13 protein-coding genes and 1 tRNA gene are annotated in these 15,890 nt (G+C 60.5%); 5 read left to right on the top strand and 9 right to left on the bottom strand.

What is annotated here, in order from left to right; all coding sequences use genetic code 11:
- Positions 1–39: 39 nt before the first annotated feature.
- Positions 40–906 (bottom strand): LysR substrate-binding domain-containing protein, encoded by an 867-nt coding sequence (locus D109_RS0107635; protein ID WP_017476371.1) that lies wholly within the window; start codon positions 904–906, stop codon positions 40–42.
- A gap of 113 nt (positions 907–1,019) precedes the next feature.
- On the opposite strand from D109_RS0107635, the gene D109_RS0107630 reads away from it, so the two are divergent.
- Positions 1,020–1,445: a VOC family protein gene (locus tag D109_RS0107630; RefSeq protein ID WP_017476370.1), complete on the top strand. Its 426-nt coding sequence runs from the start codon at positions 1,020–1,022 to the stop codon at positions 1,443–1,445.
- A gap of 10 nt (positions 1,446–1,455) precedes the next feature.
- Complete coding sequence (locus tag D109_RS0107625) at positions 1,456–2,706, top strand: amidase (protein ID WP_017476369.1); 1,251 nt, start codon at positions 1,456–1,458, stop codon at positions 2,704–2,706.
- Positions 2,707–2,715: 9 nt separating this feature from the next.
- Here the strand turns inward: D109_RS0107625 and D109_RS0107620 are convergent, their stop codons facing one another.
- From D109_RS0107620 to rpsU, 6 genes are all read right to left on the bottom strand, one after another.
- Positions 2,716–3,228 (bottom strand): cupin domain-containing protein, encoded by a 513-nt coding sequence (locus D109_RS0107620; RefSeq protein WP_017476368.1) that lies wholly within the window; start codon positions 3,226–3,228, stop codon positions 2,716–2,718.
- Positions 3,229–3,364: 136 nt separating this feature from the next.
- Positions 3,365–3,441: transfer RNA gene (locus tag D109_RS0107615), tRNA-Ile, on the bottom strand.
- Positions 3,442–3,456: 15 nt separating this feature from the next.
- The gene (locus tag D109_RS0107610; protein ID WP_017476367.1) at positions 3,457–7,200 is read right to left on the bottom strand and encodes a bifunctional diguanylate cyclase/phosphodiesterase; all 3,744 of its coding nucleotides are present in this window, start codon (positions 7,198–7,200) and stop codon (positions 3,457–3,459) included.
- Between the two features lie 120 nt (positions 7,201–7,320).
- Complete coding sequence (gene rpoD / locus D109_RS0107605; RefSeq protein ID WP_017476366.1) at positions 7,321–9,171, bottom strand: RNA polymerase sigma factor RpoD; 1,851 nt, start codon at positions 9,169–9,171, stop codon at positions 7,321–7,323.
- 67 nt (positions 9,172–9,238) lie between these two features.
- A complete protein-coding gene (gene dnaG / locus D109_RS0107600; protein WP_017476365.1) occupies positions 9,239–11,200 on the bottom strand; it encodes a DNA primase in 1,962 nt (653 codons plus the stop codon).
- A 445-nt stretch (positions 11,201–11,645) separates the two neighbouring features.
- On the bottom strand, positions 11,646–11,861 hold the full coding sequence (rpsU, locus tag D109_RS1000000132635; protein ID WP_002551877.1) for a 30S ribosomal protein S21: 216 nt from the start codon (positions 11,859–11,861) through the stop codon (positions 11,646–11,648).
- A gap of 203 nt (positions 11,862–12,064) precedes the next feature.
- Here rpsU and tsaD point away from each other — a divergent pair, with 203 nt between their 5' ends.
- Positions 12,065–13,090, top strand: coding sequence for a tRNA (adenosine(37)-N6)-threonylcarbamoyltransferase complex transferase subunit TsaD (tsaD, locus tag D109_RS0107590; protein ID WP_017476363.1), 1,026 nt, complete (start codon positions 12,065–12,067; stop codon positions 13,088–13,090).
- A gap of 33 nt (positions 13,091–13,123) precedes the next feature.
- On the opposite strand, the gene plsY is transcribed toward tsaD, so the two are convergent.
- Positions 13,124–13,693: a glycerol-3-phosphate 1-O-acyltransferase PlsY gene (plsY, locus tag D109_RS0107585; RefSeq protein WP_017476362.1), complete on the bottom strand. Its 570-nt coding sequence runs from the start codon at positions 13,691–13,693 to the stop codon at positions 13,124–13,126.
- Positions 13,694–13,767: 74 nt separating this feature from the next.
- Between plsY and folB the strand changes: the two genes are divergently transcribed.
- Both folB and folK read left to right on the top strand, forming a co-directional pair.
- The gene (gene folB, locus D109_RS0107580) at positions 13,768–14,121 is read left to right on the top strand and encodes a dihydroneopterin aldolase (RefSeq protein ID WP_003211007.1); all 354 of its coding nucleotides are present in this window, start codon (positions 13,768–13,770) and stop codon (positions 14,119–14,121) included.
- On the top strand, positions 14,112–14,630 hold the full coding sequence (gene folK / locus D109_RS0107575; protein ID WP_017476360.1) for a 2-amino-4-hydroxy-6-hydroxymethyldihydropteridine diphosphokinase: 519 nt from the start codon (positions 14,112–14,114) through the stop codon (positions 14,628–14,630). Before folB ends, folK begins: the two co-directional genes overlap by 10 nt.
- On the opposite strand, the gene D109_RS0107570 is transcribed toward folK, so the two are convergent.
- Entirely contained in the window at positions 14,600–15,835 is a 1,236-nt protein-coding gene (locus tag D109_RS0107570; RefSeq protein WP_017476359.1) for a multifunctional CCA addition/repair protein, read from the bottom strand. The genes folK and D109_RS0107570 overlap by 31 nt on opposite strands.
- Positions 15,836–15,890: the final 55 nt, after the last annotated feature.

The following is a 15,890-nucleotide window of genomic DNA, read 5'->3' as shown; positions in this document are numbered from 1 at the left end:
CCTGAAAAAGCCGCACGGATGTGCGGCTTTTTTTGCGTCTTAGATCACGTCAGCCAGCAGGCATCGGGCAAAGAGTTGCGGCACGGGAAGGTTGCGCTGGCTGTAGCGGCTGAGCAGGATGATTTCACGGTGAAAGGTCAGCTCGCCCAGCGGGATGACACGGACCTGTGGGGATCGGTCCAGCCACAGACCTGCGTGAGGAACCAGTGACACCCCCAGGCCGCATTCGACCATTTTGACCAGGGCCTCGATCTCGTCCAGTTCCAGCGCCACTTGCACATCCAGCCGCTGCTCCCGCAGAAAACGGCTGACCAGCCGCCCGCCAAACGAAGCGCGGTCGTAGCGCACGTGGGGATGAGCTTCGAGCAGTTGCAACGGGTCATCACCCCCGACCGCCTGGGGCACGATCAACACAAACGGCTCCTTGCGCAGCACCTGTACGTGCAACTCCTTGGGTAAATCAAAGGGCGGGCGAATGATGATCGCCGAGTCCAGCTCACCTGCGTCCACCTGGCTGAGCAACTCCAGGGAAACCCCCGGCACCAACTTGCACTCCACCGTCGGCGCCGCCTGTCGCAGGCGCACCAGGGCTTGGGGCAGCAGGCCGGTCTGGGCGGTGGTGATGGCGCCGACTTTCAATTCGCCACGGTATTCGTTGGCATCCACCGGCACGGCCATGCGGTTGAACGTCTCGAGAATCTCCTTGGCCAGCGGCAGCGCGCGGATGCCTGCCGCATTCAGCGTGGCCTGGCGCCCGGTTCGGTCGAACAGCTGCACGCCGAGCACCTGCTCCAATTGGCGGATCTGCGCGCTGACCGCCGACTGCGTCAGCCCGACATGCATGCCCGCCGCGGCGAACGTGCCATGTCGGGTGACGGCGATAAAGGTTTTCAGTTCCCGCAGCATGGACGTCTCGATTGATCGAAATAATTTGAGCTCGATGCGAAAACTATCGTCTTTCCATCGATGACGGCAAGGCTAGACTCGGAAGGACTTAATACCCATAGAGGTTAGACCTGATGGCACTGGCTCCTTTTCACCTGGCAATTCCGGTATTCGACTTGGCGGCTGCGCGGCAGTTTTACGGTGAGGTGTTTGGGTTGGAGGAGGGACGTGCCAGTGATCACTGGGTCGACTTCGACTTCTTCGGGCATCAACTGGTCATCCATGAACATCCGAAAACCGCTTCTCAGGAAGCGGCGCACACCAATGCGGTAGACGGCCACGATGTACCGGTGCCGCATTTTGGCGTGGTGTTGAGTTGGGATGATTGGCATGCGCTGGCGGAGCGATTGCAGGCGCGCAATACCCGGTTTGTGCTGGAGCCGCATATTCGTTTCAAAGGCCAGATGGGTGAGCAGGCGACGTTGTTTCTGTTTGATCCGTGCGGCAACGCGTTGGAGTTCAAGGCGTTCAAGGATATTGGGCAGTTGTTTGCCAAGTGAGGGCGCGTCGATGAATCACCTTGATGCGACGGACATTGCCGACGCGGTGGGTTCTGGTGCTAGTAAGCCGGCTCTGGTTGCTGAACACTTTCTTGAGCGGATCGGTATCGACGAGCCGCAGATCCAGGCTTTTGTATCCTTCGATCCTGAAGAGGTACGCGAGCAGGCAAGGCAGCTTGACGGCTGTGCCGGTCCGCTGGCGGGAGTGCCTGTGGGGATCAAGGACATCTTCGATACCGCCGACCATCCAACGGAGTTCTATTCGCTGATTTACCAAGGCAATCGTCCATCGCGGGATGCTCATGTGGTGACACTGTTGCGCCAGGCGGGCGCGATCATCATGGGCAAGACCCACACCACTGAATTTGCCTACATGCACACGGGGCCGACGCGTAATCCGCTCGATCTTTCCCGAACGCCGGGTAGCTCCAGTGCGGGTTCTGCGGCGGGGATGGCGGCCGGGTTTTTCCCGTTGGCGTTGGGGACCCAGACGGCGGGGTCGCTGCTCAAGCCAGCGGCTTACTGTGGGCTGTATGCCTTCAAACCGTCGTTTGGACTGGTCTCGCTGGAAGGCGTGAAACCCCTGGCGCCGAGCTTCGATACGGTGGGTTGGTATGGGCGCTCGGTGCGTGATCTTGAGCGGGTGGCGCAGGTGTTGATCCCGGGGTTTCCGGCTGTTGAGGTGGGGCATCGGCCCTTGCGGCTTGGTTTCTGCCGTACCTCTCGCTGGTCTGACGTGCAGCCGTTAGTAGCCCAGGCGATTGAGCAAGCGGTAGGCAAGTTGGGGCCTCTTGTCAGTGAAGTCGTGTTGCCCGAGGCGTTCGACGGAGTGTTCGATGATCACCAGTTGATCAACGATTGTGAAGGTGCCCGCTCATTGGCCAAGGAGTTTCAGTCTCATCCCGAACTACTCAGCGACTCGACGTTGGCCATGATCGAGCGTGCCAAGGCTATTAGCTGGGAACAGGAGTCGGCTGCCCAGGTGCGCCTGGCACAACTGGCCCCGCAGTTGGCGCAAATCTGCCAGCCGTTTGATGCGATGTTGAGTGTTTCCTGCGGGATGTTGGCGCCGGTGGGGTTGGAGACCACGGGGCCGTCGGACTTCATCAAGTTCTGGGGCGCGTTTGGGTTGCCGCAGGTGAATGTGCAGGTGGCGCGTGGTGACGGCGAGTTGCCGGCGGGGTTGCAGGTGATTGGGGCGTTTAGAGGGGATGCGCCGTTGCTAGGTGCGGCGCAAGTCATTGTTAATGCGCTGGCGTGATCGACGAGATTAAGACCCCTTGCACACCTTCGCAGCGGCAGGATCGTTCGGGATAAACGAATCCGGCGCTCCTGGCTTCAACACTACGTACCCGCGCCGCCATGGTTGATCGTCCACCAAATTCCAGCGATGCCCTGTGCCGGTATTGTCTTCGGCGATCAGTACTTCACCCGGATGCAACGTGAACTTCTCACCGCCGCGAGTCACGAATGCCAGGGTGCCGGACAGCGTCATCACGTACTGAGGCTCCGGGTCGTTATGCCAGCCATACGAGGCGTGCGCCGGGGTTTGCTTGAAGTGAATGGCAGTCACGTCGTTGCGCATGCTCTGGTCGATGGTGCCTTCCAGTACGTGGGAGTTGTTGTCGGCGCCGGTGCACAGCTTGAAAGCCTTGATGGTGTCAGTGGCAGCGGGGGCGGCTTGTGCGCCGCTCATGGTGGCGAGGGTGATTGCGACGGCGGCTGCGGCACGCATGCCCAGGCGGTGGATAGCGTTTTGCGGCGAACGTTTCTTCTGAGGCATGGAACAAGTTTCCCTCGTGCTGGAGTGGCGTTGATTGGGAATCATGGTCTTCGCCGTTGCCGTTCGGGACAACTAACTAATGTTTCATTGCGGCACGCCAGAAACGGCAAAGCCGCGCAATGCGCGGCTTTCAAGATGGTGGGCCCAGTAGGACTCGAACCTACGACCAAAGGATTATGAGTCCTCTGCTCTAACCAACTGAGCTATAGGCCCTCAGTAGGCCGCGGATTATAGCGATGGTTTCTTCGCTGTGCCATCCGAAAAGTCCGAAACACTCATACGAAGGAACGTAGCGGCGAAAAGCTCCGGCGGCAGCGGCAGGCTGACGATGTAGCCCTGCATCTGTTCACAACCTTCCGCCGCCAGGAACGCTTGCTGGGCCGGTGTTTCTACGCCCTCGGCAATGATGGTGAATTGCATGCTGTGCCCAAGGGCGATGATGGCGCGCACGATCGCGGCGTCGTGTGGGTCGTCGGGCAGGCCGCGCACGAAGGATTGGTCGATCTTCAGGAAGTCCAGCGGCAGGCGTTTCAGGTAGCTGAGGGACGAGTAGCCGGTGCCGAAGTCATCAATGGCCAGTTGCACGCCCAGTCGCTTGAGCTGGTGCAGCACCTCCAGCGCTTCTTCGGCCTGGCTCATGATGAAGTTTTCGGTGATCTCCAGTTGCAGGCAGCCGGGCTCCAGGCGGTTGTCCCGCAGCAGTTGCTCGATGCGCGCCAGCAGGTTGGGGTGGCGCAGTTGTGCACCGGCGAGGTTGACGGACAGTGGGCCGAAGTCATCAAAGGCTTTTCTCCAGTGGTGCATCTGCCGGCAGGCCTGTTCCAGTACCCAGTCGCCAATCTGCAGGATCATGCCGTTCTCTTCGGCCAGGGCAATGAAGTGCTCGGGCGGCACTTCGCCGAAGGTGGGGTGCCGCCAGCGAATCAGGGCTTCGGCGCCGATCAGTTGTTGGGTGTCGAGGCTCAGCTTCGGCTGGTAATAGAGCGAAAATTCGTCGCGTTCGATCGCCCGGCGCAGTTCGTGTTCCAGCGCCACGCGTTCGTTGGCCTGGGCGGTGAGGTCCTGGGTGTAGCTTTCGACGCGGTTGCGGCCTTTGGCCTTGGAGCGGTACATGGCGGCGTCGGCGTTTTTCACCAGGGTGGCGACGTCGATGCCGTCCCGTGGATACAGGCTGGTGCCGATGCTGGCGCTGATAAAGAACTCATGCTCGCCCGCCTGGAACGGTGGGGTGAAGCAGGCCAGCAGTTTATTGGCCAGGTGTTCGGCGTCGCTGGCTTGTTGCAGGCCGGGCAGCAGGATGATGAATTCGTCGCCACCCAGGCGGGCGACGGTGTCGACGTCCCGCAGTTGGTCCTTGAGGCGTACGGCGATGTCCTTGAGCAGCAGGTCGCCAATCGGGTGGCCGAGGCTGTCGTTGATGTGTTTGAAGCGGTCGAGGTCGAGGAACAGCACGGCGCCCTGGTTGCCGGTTTCCTGTTGGTTGTTGAGCGCGGCTTGCAGGCGGCTTTCGAACAGGGTGCGGTTGGGCAGGCCGGTCAATGGGTCGTGGTGGGCCTGGTAATCGAGGCGCGCCTGGGCGTGCTTGAGGCTGGAGATGTCGGCAAACACGGCGACGAAGTGAGTGATCGACTCCTCGCGGTTGCGCACCGCGCTGATGGTCAGCCAGCTGGGGTACAGCTCGCCGTTCTTGCGCCGGTTGGAGATCTCGCCTTGCCAGTGGCCGTTGGCCGTCAGTTGGTGCCACATGGCCGCGTAGAAGGCGCTGTCGTGCAGGCCGGAAGCGAGCAGGCGCGGGGTTTGGCCAAGGGCTTCGGCCTCGCTGTAGCCGGTGATCTCGCTGAAGGCGCGGTTCACGGCGCTGATGTTTTGCCGGGTGTCGGTGATCAGTACGCCTTCGGCCGTGCTCTCGAACACGGTGGCCGCCTGTTGCAGTTTTTCCTGCATCAGTTGGCGCTCGGTGATGTCCCGGGCGATGGTCAGCATGCAGTCTTCGTCGCCGATGGGCAGCGGTCGGCTGGAGACCTCGCAGAGGCGAATCTCGCCGTCGTTGCGGCGGATATGGCAGACAAAGTCGCGCACAAATCCATCCCGGTGCAGCATCTCCAGCATGCGCTTGCGTTCGTTCAGGTCGACCCAGATGCCGAGGTCCAGGGTTGACTGGTCCAGCGACATCACGCTGTTGAAGCCGGTAATGCGACTGAATCCTTCGTTGACCTCAATCAGCAAACCGTCGCTTTGGCGTGACAGCAGCAGGCCGTCGGGGGAAGCGTGGAAAGCCTTGGCGAATTTCTCTTCGGAGGTTTGCAGGCGTTGCTGGGTTTCTTTCAGTTGGGTGATGTCGCGCACCACCACCACCAGGGCTTCGGTGGTATCGAGCTGAAAGGGTTCGGCGGAGATCAGCCCGGTGAAGGCCTGGCCGTTGCTGCGCAGGAAGGGCATTTCCAGGTTGCGGATGCTGGTGGTCTGTACCCGCTGCAGCAGGCCGGGGCCTACGCCCTGGATGCCCCAGATATTCAATTCGGTGGCGGTTTTTCCTACGACTTCTTCAGCGCTCAGGCCGATCTGGTCTTCGAATGCCTTATTGACCTCCATCAGGCAGCCGTCGGACAGGCGGGCGATCACCAGGATGTCCGGGCATTGCTGGAACACGGAAGCAAACTTCTGCTCCGAAAGCTGCAGCGCTTCCTCGGTGCGCTTGGCTTCGCTGATGTCGATCATCAGGCCGCGCAGCACCGGTTCGTGGCCGTGTTCGATCAGGCTGACGATGTCCCGCACCCACAGACAGCGGCCATCGGCGGTGATTACCCGGTAGTCGACACTGTGGTCGCGGTTGGCCCGGGTTTCGGCGTAGCAATAGGCCTCTGTTCGGGTCAGGTCGGCCGGGTGGATGATGTTCCGCCAGAAGCCCGGGATCAGCCAGTGAGCGCGGGGGTAGCCGAGCAGTTCCTCGGCATGGGGCGACACGTAGCTGTAGGTGAAATCGCTGATGCTCGCTTCCCAGGCGATCGCGGAAAGGCTCTCCACCAGGCCGCGATAGTGGTATTCGCTGCTGCGCAGTTCCTGTTCGAGGGCGACCCGGCGGGAAATTTCCGAACTGAGCCGACGATTGATCCGGATAACCACGGCCAGCACGATGCTCAGGAGCAGTACGGCTGGCAGCCCGTAGAGCAGCACGTCCGTCCAAAGGGTGCGGTGGTCGATGACATTGCCGACCCAGCGTTGCTGGATGGCTTCGGTCTCGGCCGGGCTGATGTCGGCCAGGACCTTGTCGAGGATGCCCACCAGCATCTTGTCGTCCTTGGGGACGCCCATCGCCAACTGATAGCGGTAGGGTGTTTCGCCGCTGATGTACAGGCCTTCCAGCTTGAGTTGGCGCAGGCTCCACACGCTGGAGGCCAGATCGCCGACTACGGCATCGACTTTATCGGTGGCCAGGGCCTGCAACGTTGCGCTGACATTGGGCATGGCCACCAGATTGAGGTCTGGGTGGTGAGTGCGCAGCAGTTCGTGGGGCGCGTAGTTTTCCACCACGGCGACTTTCAACCCATACAAGTCCTTGAGGCTGCGCGGTTGTGGGCCCCCTTCATGGGCGAGGATGACGATGGGGAAGTCGAGATAAGGCCGGGTAAACGACAGGAAACTCTGGCGTTCCGGTGTGGACATGATGCCCGGCAACAGGTCGATCTGGTTGTTGCGGGCCTGTTCCAGCACGGCGCTCCAGTTGACCGGCTCGATCAGTTTGATCCTGATGCCAAGGCGATCCTGCATCAGCCGCACGTAATCGGCGGCCAGGCCCTGGTAGCGACCGTCTTCATCACGGTATTCAAAGGGGGGCCAGGAGGCATCGACGCCCAGGCGCAACTCTTGATGGTCCGCCAGCCAGCCACGCTCTTCATCGGTGAGAGTCAACGCGCCAGCCGTTGCGGTCCAGGTCAGCAGCGACAGCAGTAACACGGTCGGCAATCTGGGCATAACGGTCTCGTTATGGCACGGGGAATGTTTCGAGTGTAGACGGGCATTGCGGGGGAGGGGAGGCCGCGAGGATTTAATCTGTAGAACCAAAAACCCCGGCCTGGGCCGGGGTTTTTGTGATCACTCGTCGAGGAAGGAGCGCAAATGCTCGCTTCTCGTCGGGTGGCGCAGCTTGCGCAGCGCCTTGGCTTCGATCTGACGAATCCGCTCACGGGTAACGTCGAACTGCTTACCAACCTCCTCAAGGGTGTGGTCGGTATTCATGTCGATGCCGAAGCGCATGCGCAGTACCTTGGCTTCACGGGCAGTGAGGCCGGACAGTACGTCGCGAGTCGCTTCTTTCAGGCTCTCAACGGTGGCTACATCGATTGGCGACTGCATGGTCGAGTCTTCGATGAAGTCACCCAGGTGGGAGTCTTCGTCATCACCGATCGGGGTTTCCATGGAGATCGGCTCTTTAGCGATCTTCAATACCTTGCGGATTTTATCCTCAGGCATTTCCATGCGTTCGCCCAGCTCTTCCGGGGTCGGTTCGCGACCCATTTCCTGCAACATCTGCCGGGAAATACGGTTGAGCTTGTTGATCGTCTCGATCATGTGCACCGGAATACGGATGGTGCGGGCTTGGTCGGCGATCGAGCGAGTGATCGCCTGACGGATCCACCAGGTGGCATAAGTCGAGAACTTGTAGCCGCGACGGTATTCGAACTTGTCCACAGCCTTCATCAAGCCGATGTTGCCTTCCTGGATCAGATCGAGGAATTGCAGGCCACGGTTGGTGTACTTCTTGGCGATGGAGATCACCAGACGCAGGTTCGCTTCAACCATCTCTTTCTTCGCGCGGCGGGCCTTGGCCTCACCGATCGACATGCGACGGTTGATGTCCTTGATCTCGGCAATCGTCAGACCGGTTTCGGTCTGCAATGCAGTCAGCTTCTGCTGGCAACGAACGATGTCGGCCTGGAAGCGACCAATGGCTTCAGCGTATTTGCTTTTGCCTTTGGCCAGTGCGTCGGTCCAGCTTTCGTCGACTTCGTTGCCCGGGAACTGGCGCAGGAAGTCGGCACGCGGCATGCGCGCATCACGGACACAGAGCTGCATGATCGCACGCTCTTGTGCACGCAGACGCTCAAGGGCGCTACGAACCCGCTCAACCAGGCCTTCGAATTGCTTCGGTACCAGTTTGATCGGCATGAAGAGTTCAGCCAGGGCCAGCAATTCAGCAGTTGCCTGCTTGCTGCCGCGACCGTGCTTCTTCAGGGCCTTGCGAGCCAGTTCCATCTGATCGGAGACCGCGCCAAAGCGCTGGGCTGCGATGATCGGATCCGGACCGCTTTCGACTTCTTCGTCGTCATCGGTGCTGGCTTCAGCTTCTTCATCGTCGGTGTCGTCGTCTGCTTTGGCAGCCTTGGCATCGATCGGTGGAGGAACTTCAGCCGCAGGTGGCGCAATGCCGTCATCCGGGTCGATATAACCGCTCAGGACGTCGGACAGGCGGCCACCTTCGGTGGTGACGCGAGTGTACTCGGAGAGAATGTGGTCAACCGTGCCTGGGAAGTGCGCGATTGCGCCCATTACTTCACGGATGCCCTCTTCGATACGCTTGGCGATTTCGATTTCGCCTTCACGTGTCAGCAGCTCTACCGTACCCATTTCGCGCATATACATGCGCACAGGGTCAGTCGTGCGACCGATGTCGGTCTCGACCGCTGCCAACGCGGCGGCTGCTTCTTCAGCGGCTGCCTCGTCGGTATCGGCGTCGGCCAACATAAGGGCGTCCGCATCCGGAGCACTCTCGTGTACGGGGATCCCCATGTCATTAATCATGCGGATGATGTCTTCCACCTGCTCTGGATCTGAAATATCCTCAGGCAGGTGGTCGTTGACCTCTGCGTAAGTCAGATACTTCTGCTCACGACCAAGGGTGATCAACTCTTTGATACGAGACTGCTGTTGCGCTTTTCCGGACATAACACCCTATCCACTGAAGGTCTTGGCGGGCAAAAAACAAGCCGAGGATTATACCCGAGCTATGACCTCACACGCCAGCTGAGGTCGGGTTTGATGCGGAAACATTGCGACTTAAAAGGTCGCGCAGTTGATTTTTCTCTTCGGCGGTCAATTCACTCTGACGCGCTTTTCGAAGAAGTTGTTCCAGGTTTCGCTCGCGTTGACGAGCTACCAAGCTAGTAATGGTGTCGAAAAACTGTTGTTCAAGGTTATCGCCATCAATCAGCCATTCCTTTTCTGCCAACGCCTTTAGCAAACGGCCCTGTTCGGTGCCGTGCCAGCGTGCAATCAGCTGGAATGAGTTTAGCTTAGGATTCTTCTGTACGGCTTCGAGCAGGGCCACCAACAGTTGTGTATTGGTGTGGTCTTCAGCCGCAAAGTGCCCCGCATCTTCGACTTTTTGTGCCAGTTGCGGGTGGTGCAAAAGTGTACGCAGGGCCGCCATGGTAGGTGGCTCTACTGCTGCTGGGACGCGCGGGCCGCGCGGTTCGTCACGGTCACCGCCACGTTTGCCGTTTTTGTCCCAGGGTTTCTTTTCCCATTTCTTGCCGCCGGCGCCGGGTTTCTTCGGTGTCCACTCCTGCTGGGGCGTGTACGCCTCCTGCGGTTGGTGGAAGTCGGAATAGTCCGGCATGGCGTCGTAATCCATGCCCGGGTCGTAGGCCGGCGGCGCCTCTTGCGGCGCGCTGCGCGCCAGCTGGCTGACGGCCTCGCCACTCAATCCGGTAATTTCCAGCAGTCGCTGGCGCATCAGGGTTCGCAGGTTGGCCCCCGGAACCTTGTCGATCAGTGGTGCCGCGAGGGTCACCATATGGGCCTTGCCTTCGAGGGAGCGCGGGTCGGACTCTTCGGTCAGTTGCTGGAAGAAATAATCGGCCAGCGGTTGTGCGTGCTGGTTGATGCGCGCGCGGAACGCGTCGGTCCCTTCGGAGCGGACCAGGGTGTCCGGGTCTTCGCCCTCGGGGAGGAACAGGAAGCGTGCGCGGCGTCCGTCCTGCAGGCTTGAAAGTGTTGACTCAAGGGCGCGCCAGGCGGCATTGCGGCCGGCCTGGTCGCCGTCGAAGCAGAACAGCACGTTGGGCACTACGCGAAACAGGCGTTTCAAGTGTTCTTCGCTGGTCGCGGTGCCCAGGGTGGCCACGGCGTTGCGCAAGCCTTGCTGGGCCAGGGCGATCACGTCCATATAGCCTTCAACCACGATGATCTCGTCGAGGTTGCGGTTGTTCTTGCGCGCTTCAAACAGGCCGTAGAGTTCCTGGCCTTTATGAAACACCGGGGTTTCCGGTGAGTTCAGGTATTTAGGCTTGTCGTCCCCCAACACCCGGCCGCCGAACGCGATGATGCGGCCGCGACTGTCACGGATCGGGAACATCACGCGATCGCGGAAGCGGTCATAACGCTTGCCGGTCTCGGCGTTTTCCACCAACAGGCCGGCGTCGATCATGGCTTTTTGCTGCAGGGTGTCACTGCTCAGGTGCTTGTACAGATTGTCCCAGCCGGGCGGGGCGAAGCCGAGGCCGAAGTCGCGGGCGATTTCACCGGTCAGGCCGCGGCCCTTGAGGTAATCGACGGCGGCTTTGCGCTGCGGGTGGCTTTTCAGCGCCTGGCGGTAAAAGTCGGCGGCCGCGGTGAGCAGTGGGTACAACGGCGAATCGGTGGGTTGCCGCGGTTTGTGCGGGCGGCCACTTTCTTCGCGGGGGATTTCCATGCCGGCGGCTTTCGCCAGTTCCTCGACGGCCTGGGGGAAATCCAGGTTGTCGTGGTCCATGATGAAGCCGAGGGCGTTGCCGCCAGCGCCGCAGCCAAAGCAGTAGTAGAACTGCTTGTCGGGGCTGACGCTGAAGGACGGGGTCTTTTCCTTGTGGAACGGGCAGCAGGCGGTGTAGTTCTTGCCGGCCTTTTTCATTTGCAGGCGCGAGCTGACAACATCGACGATGTCGGTGCGGTTCAGAAGGTCGTCAATAAAGCTCTGGGGAATTAGCCCGGCCATGGCGTTCTCGTCATCACTGCGTGTAAAAGAGGGCCCGCAAAGTGCTCAAGGCGCGCGTATTGTGCGGCTCGATCAACTGTCGTCTGCTTGGTCTGTCAGGAAGTGTATCTGCCGAACATTCACTGACGTTAGTTCCGATCAGTGCCCGGCGTAGAAATGTTGCCCGGGAGTCCGGTCTTGGCCATGTGGGGGCCTCGGAAACTCATCGGTGGGCGCAGCCGACCTGTTGATCGCCTGTTAAAAAATAAGTGTGCTCGTCAGTAGCCTTGTTAGGCTCGTCAGAAGAGACGTGCACCGCTGGCAAAAGAGCCAGTCCTGACGTGTGAAGCAGTTCGTTTCAGTCGCATGGGCGGCCTCAACGGTGAAGCATCAAGCGATATCCGCAAATGCCAACAGCCCGGCTGAGGGCCGGGCTTGGCAGAAGCTTGCTACGAACGTCTGTGTATTAGTACAGACGAACGGCGCGGCGCTGCTCGCGCTGAACTTTCTTGGCGTGACGCTTAACAGCGGCTGCTGCTTTACGCTTACGCTCAGAAGTTGGCTTCTCGTAAAATTCGCGGCTACGAACTTCAGCCAGAACACCGGCTTTTTCGCAGGAGCGCTTGAAACGACGCAGAGCTACGTCGAAGGGTTCGTTCTCTTTTACTTTGACGGCTGGCATCCAGAGCTACCTTCTTTCATTACCGGGAATCAACGTTCTCGTCGCAAAAAATTCGCGGCTGAGGTCGTCGGTTTTTAAGGGTTGCGGATGTTAACCCCTCATTGCCCGGAATGCAAAGCCTCTGATCGAAAACCGCTAGTCGGGAGGGGGAGTGGCGACTATTATGCGCGCCTTCGAATTCAGCCTCTACAAGGCGCAAACCCATGCTAGTTCTGGGATTAGAAACCTCGTGCGACGAAACCGGTGTCGCACTTTACGACAGTGAACGCGGGCTTTTGGCCGACGCACTGTTCAGTCAGATCGACCTGCACCGCGCCTATGGTGGCGTGGTGCCGGAGCTGGCCAGCCGTGATCATGTGAAACGCATGCTGCCATTGATTCGCCAGGTATTGGACGAGGCCGGCTGCGTGCCGACCGAGATCGACGCCATTGCCTACACCGCAGGCCCGGGATTGGTCGGAGCCCTGCTGGTTGGGGCCTCTTGCGCCCAGGCGCTGGCATTTGCCTGGGGCATTCCGGCCCTCGGTGTGCACCACATGGAAGGCCATTTACTGGCGCCGATGCTGGAAGAAAACCCGCCAGAGTTCCCGTTCGTCGCTTTGTTGGTTTCAGGTGGCCATACGCAGCTGGTTCAGGTCGACGGAATCGGTCAATACACGCTGCTGGGCGAAAGCCTGGACGACGCGGCCGGTGAAGCGTTCGACAAGACCGCAAAGATGATGGGCCTCAATTATCCAGGAGGTCCGGAAATCGCGCGGTTGGCGGAAAAAGGTGTGGCAGGGCGCTACACCTTCCCGCGTCCGATGTGCGATCGCCCCGGCCTGATGTTCAGCTTCAGCGGCTTGAAAACCTCTGCCCTGAACACCTGGCAGCAGAGCGTCAGCGCCGCAGACGACAGTGAGCAAGCCCGTTGCGACATCTCGCTGGCGTTCCAGCAGGCCGTGGTGGAGACTTTGACCATCAAGTGCAAGCGGGCCCTGAAGCAGGCGGGCATGAAGCGCCTGGTGATCGCGGGCGGCGTCAGCGCGAATAAGGCGTTACGCAGCTCCCTGGAGAAAATGCTCGGCGACATGAAGGGCGACGTATTTTACGCCCGCCCCGAATTCTGTACCGATAACGGCGCGATGATCGCTTATGCCGGTTGCCAGCGTTTGCAGGCCGGGCAGCATGAAAGCCTGGCAATCAGCGTGCAGGCACGCTGGCCGATGGAGCAGTTGCCGCCGCTGTAACGGGCGAACGTGAACCGGGTTCACCGGGCGTATTTAAAAATGCCGTTCGCGCCCGGCAAACAGGTCGCGTAAATTGCCTCGATGGCGCCAGACGATCAGCAGCGTGAGCATGCTCATCGGCACCAGCGCCGCCGGCTCCTGCCAGGCCAGCAACGGCAGGGTCAGGGGCGTGGCGATCAATGCGGCCAGCGAGCTGGTGCGGGTCAGGTAGAACGTCAGCAGCCAGGCCAGGATGGCCAGCAGCGCCGCCGGTGGGTAGATCCCCAGCAGCATGCCGGCCGCCGTCGCAACGCCTTTGCCGCCGCGGAAGCGGAAGTACAGCGGGAACAGGTGGCCGAGCACCGCGCAGACGCCGATCCAGGCTTGCTGTTGCAGCGACAGCCCGGCGAGATCGGCGATCAGCACCGGCAACAGGCCCTTGCAGACGTCACCGAACAGTGTCAATACGGCGAGTTTCTTGCCGGCCAGGCGCAACATATTGGTGGCGCCGGCATTGCCTGAGCCACTCATTCGCGGGTCGGGATTTCCCGTCAGGCGGCTGAGCAAAATGGCGAAGGACAGCGAGCCGAGCAGGTAGGCGAGAGTCGCCAGTAACCAAAACATGCTAACTATTCCGGGCGAGGACGCCCTGATTCTAACGGGGCATCGCGCCCTTGTCGTGCAGCGGAGAAGAGTGCTTGGACAGAGTGTTTATCGAAGGCCTGGAAGTCGACACCGTGATCGGGGCCTACGACTGGGAGCGCGGTATCCGGCAATGCCTGCGTCTGGACCTGAGCTTCGCCTGGGATAATCGCCCGGCCGCCGCCGGTGATGACCTGACGCTGGCGCTGGATTATGCCAGCGTGTCCGCGCGCATCCAGGCCTTTGCCGAGCAGGCGCAGTTCCAACTGGTGGAAACCTTCGCCGAGCGCCTGGCTGAAGTGTTGATGAGTGAATTCCAGATTCCCTGGCTGCACCTCAAGCTGACCAAGCCTGGCGCCGTTCCGGCCGCCAAGGGCGTGGGCGTGGAGATCGAGCGCGGATGTCGCTAACTCAGGTTTACCTTGGTCTTGGCAGCAATATTGAGCGTGAGGCCCATTTACGCGCTGGCCTCGATGCGCTGGCGGGTTTCCTGACGGATCTGCGCTGTTCGCCGGTGTTTGAAAGCCAGCCGGTGGGCATCAAGAGCGGGCCGTTCTTCAATCTGGTGGTGTCGGCCTATACCGACCTGCCGTTGATGGAGCTGGACCGCCGACTGAAATTCATCGAGGCCGACAATGGCCGCTACGCCCCGGATCGCAAGGGCTTGCCGCTGGACATCGACGTGCTGCTGTATGGCGAGTTGGTGGGTAACTTCGATGGCCTGATTCTGCCCCGGGCCGAAATTCTGAAGAACGCGTTTGTGCTGTGGCCGCTGTCGTTGATGGCGCCGGGACGTGTGCATCCTGAAGCAGGCAAGACATTTGCCGCGCTTTGGCAGGATGCGCAAATCGATCAGGTACTGGCGCCGGTCGCTTTCGAGTGGCGGAATCAGCCGTTAACGCCGGATGCGCTCTTGTAGGCTTTCAACGCCTTGAGCCGTTCGCGTTTCAGCGCTTCACCCAGCTCGGGGCCTTTGAGTCCTTGTTCCAATAGCGGAGCGACCGCCACGCTCCGTGCCGCCATTGCTGCGCCACGCAGATATTCCGCCTGTGGATAACTTCTCTGCTCAAGGCCCTTGCGGCCGCGGGCATCCATCTCGCATGCCACCACAAACTCTTCGAAGCGCTGCGGCCGACGGTACACGTCAAAACGTTGCAGCAGCTCCAGCAACGTCGAGGGCTTCAGCTCCAGGGCGCGATGGCCATGGGTATGATATTCGCCCACCAGCAGCGCCAGTTCCTGGCAATCCCTTGGCACTTTGAAGCGCTCGTTCACTGCCTTGATCAGCGCCAGGCCGCGATGTTCGTGAGCGATGTGCTGCGGTAACTTATCCACAGGCGTGAGGCCCTTGCCCAGGTCGTGCAGCAGGCAGGCCCAGCGCACAGTGAGGGGTTGGGCGTGGATGGCCGCCTGTTCCAGGACGCTTAAGGTGTGGATGCCGGTATCGATCTCGGGGTGATGGACTTCGGGCTGCGGTACACCAAACAGTGCTTCGATTTCCGGCATCAGGGTCTTCAGCGCGCCGCAATCGCGCAGCACCTGGATAAAAACCTGTGGCTGATTTTCCATCAGGGCGCGGGAAATTTCTTTCCAGCTGCGCTCAGGCGTCAGGGCCTCCAACTCGCCTGAATTGCTGAGTTCGCGCATCAGTTCGAGGGTTTCTGGCGCAACGCGAAAACCAAGGCTGGCGTATCGCGCAGCAAAGCGAGCAACGCGCAGGACTCGGAGCGGATCTTCGGCAAACGCGGGGGAAACGTGGCGCAGAATGCGTGCTTCCAGGTCGCGCTGACCGTGATAAGGATCGGTCAGGTTGCCGCCGTCGTCTTCGGCCATCGCGTTGATGGTCAAGTCGCGGCGGATCAGGTCTTCTTCCAGGGTGACTTCGGGACTGGCGTGAAACACAAAGCCGCCATAACCCCGGCCGCTCTTGCGCTCTGTGCGGGCGAGGGCGTACTCGTCGCCATTTTTCGGGTCAAGAAATACCGGGAAGTCCGAACCCACAGGCTTGTAGCCCAGGGCGAGCATTTCTTCAGTGGTCGCGCCGACTACGACACGGTCGACATCGGTAACGGGGATGCCCAGCAGGCGATCACGCACCGCACCGCCGACTTTGTAGATTTGCATGAAAAAGCCTCCATTAGCGGCACAGGATAACGCCTGCGGCCCGCCAATGGAGGCT

Source organism: Pseudomonas sp. PAMC 26793, from assembly GCF_000313235.1.
GTDB lineage: Bacteria > Pseudomonadota > Gammaproteobacteria > Pseudomonadales > Pseudomonadaceae > Aquipseudomonas > Aquipseudomonas yamanorum.
This window is presented reverse-complemented; position numbering and strand designations above follow the sequence as displayed.

Coding starts and splice junctions, on each gene's coding strand:
- D109_RS0107635 (WP_017476371.1), bottom strand. CDS start 906: ATGCTGCGGGAACTGAAAACCTTTATCGCCGTCACCCGACATGGCACG.
- D109_RS0107630 (WP_017476370.1), top strand. CDS start 1,020: ATGGCACTGGCTCCTTTTCACCTGGCAATTCCGGTATTCGACTTGGCG.
- D109_RS0107625 (WP_017476369.1), top strand. CDS start 1,456: ATGAATCACCTTGATGCGACGGACATTGCCGACGCGGTGGGTTCTGGT.
- D109_RS0107620 (WP_017476368.1), bottom strand. CDS start 3,228: ATGCCTCAGAAGAAACGTTCGCCGCAAAACGCTATCCACCGCCTGGGC.
- D109_RS0107610 (WP_017476367.1), bottom strand. CDS start 7,200: ATGCCCAGATTGCCGACCGTGTTACTGCTGTCGCTGCTGACCTGGACC.
- rpoD (WP_017476366.1), bottom strand. CDS start 9,171: ATGTCCGGAAAAGCGCAACAGCAGTCTCGTATCAAAGAGTTGATCACC.
- dnaG (WP_017476365.1), bottom strand. CDS start 11,200: ATGGCCGGGCTAATTCCCCAGAGCTTTATTGACGACCTTCTGAACCGC.
- rpsU (WP_002551877.1), bottom strand. CDS start 11,861: ATGCCAGCCGTCAAAGTAAAAGAGAACGAACCCTTCGACGTAGCTCTG.
- tsaD (WP_017476363.1), top strand. CDS start 12,065: ATGCTAGTTCTGGGATTAGAAACCTCGTGCGACGAAACCGGTGTCGCA.
- plsY (WP_017476362.1), bottom strand. CDS start 13,693: ATGTTTTGGTTACTGGCGACTCTCGCCTACCTGCTCGGCTCGCTGTCC.
- folK (WP_017476360.1), top strand. CDS start 14,112: ATGTCGCTAACTCAGGTTTACCTTGGTCTTGGCAGCAATATTGAGCGT.
- D109_RS0107570 (WP_017476359.1), bottom strand. CDS start 15,835: ATGCAAATCTACAAAGTCGGCGGTGCGGTGCGTGATCGCCTGCTGGGC.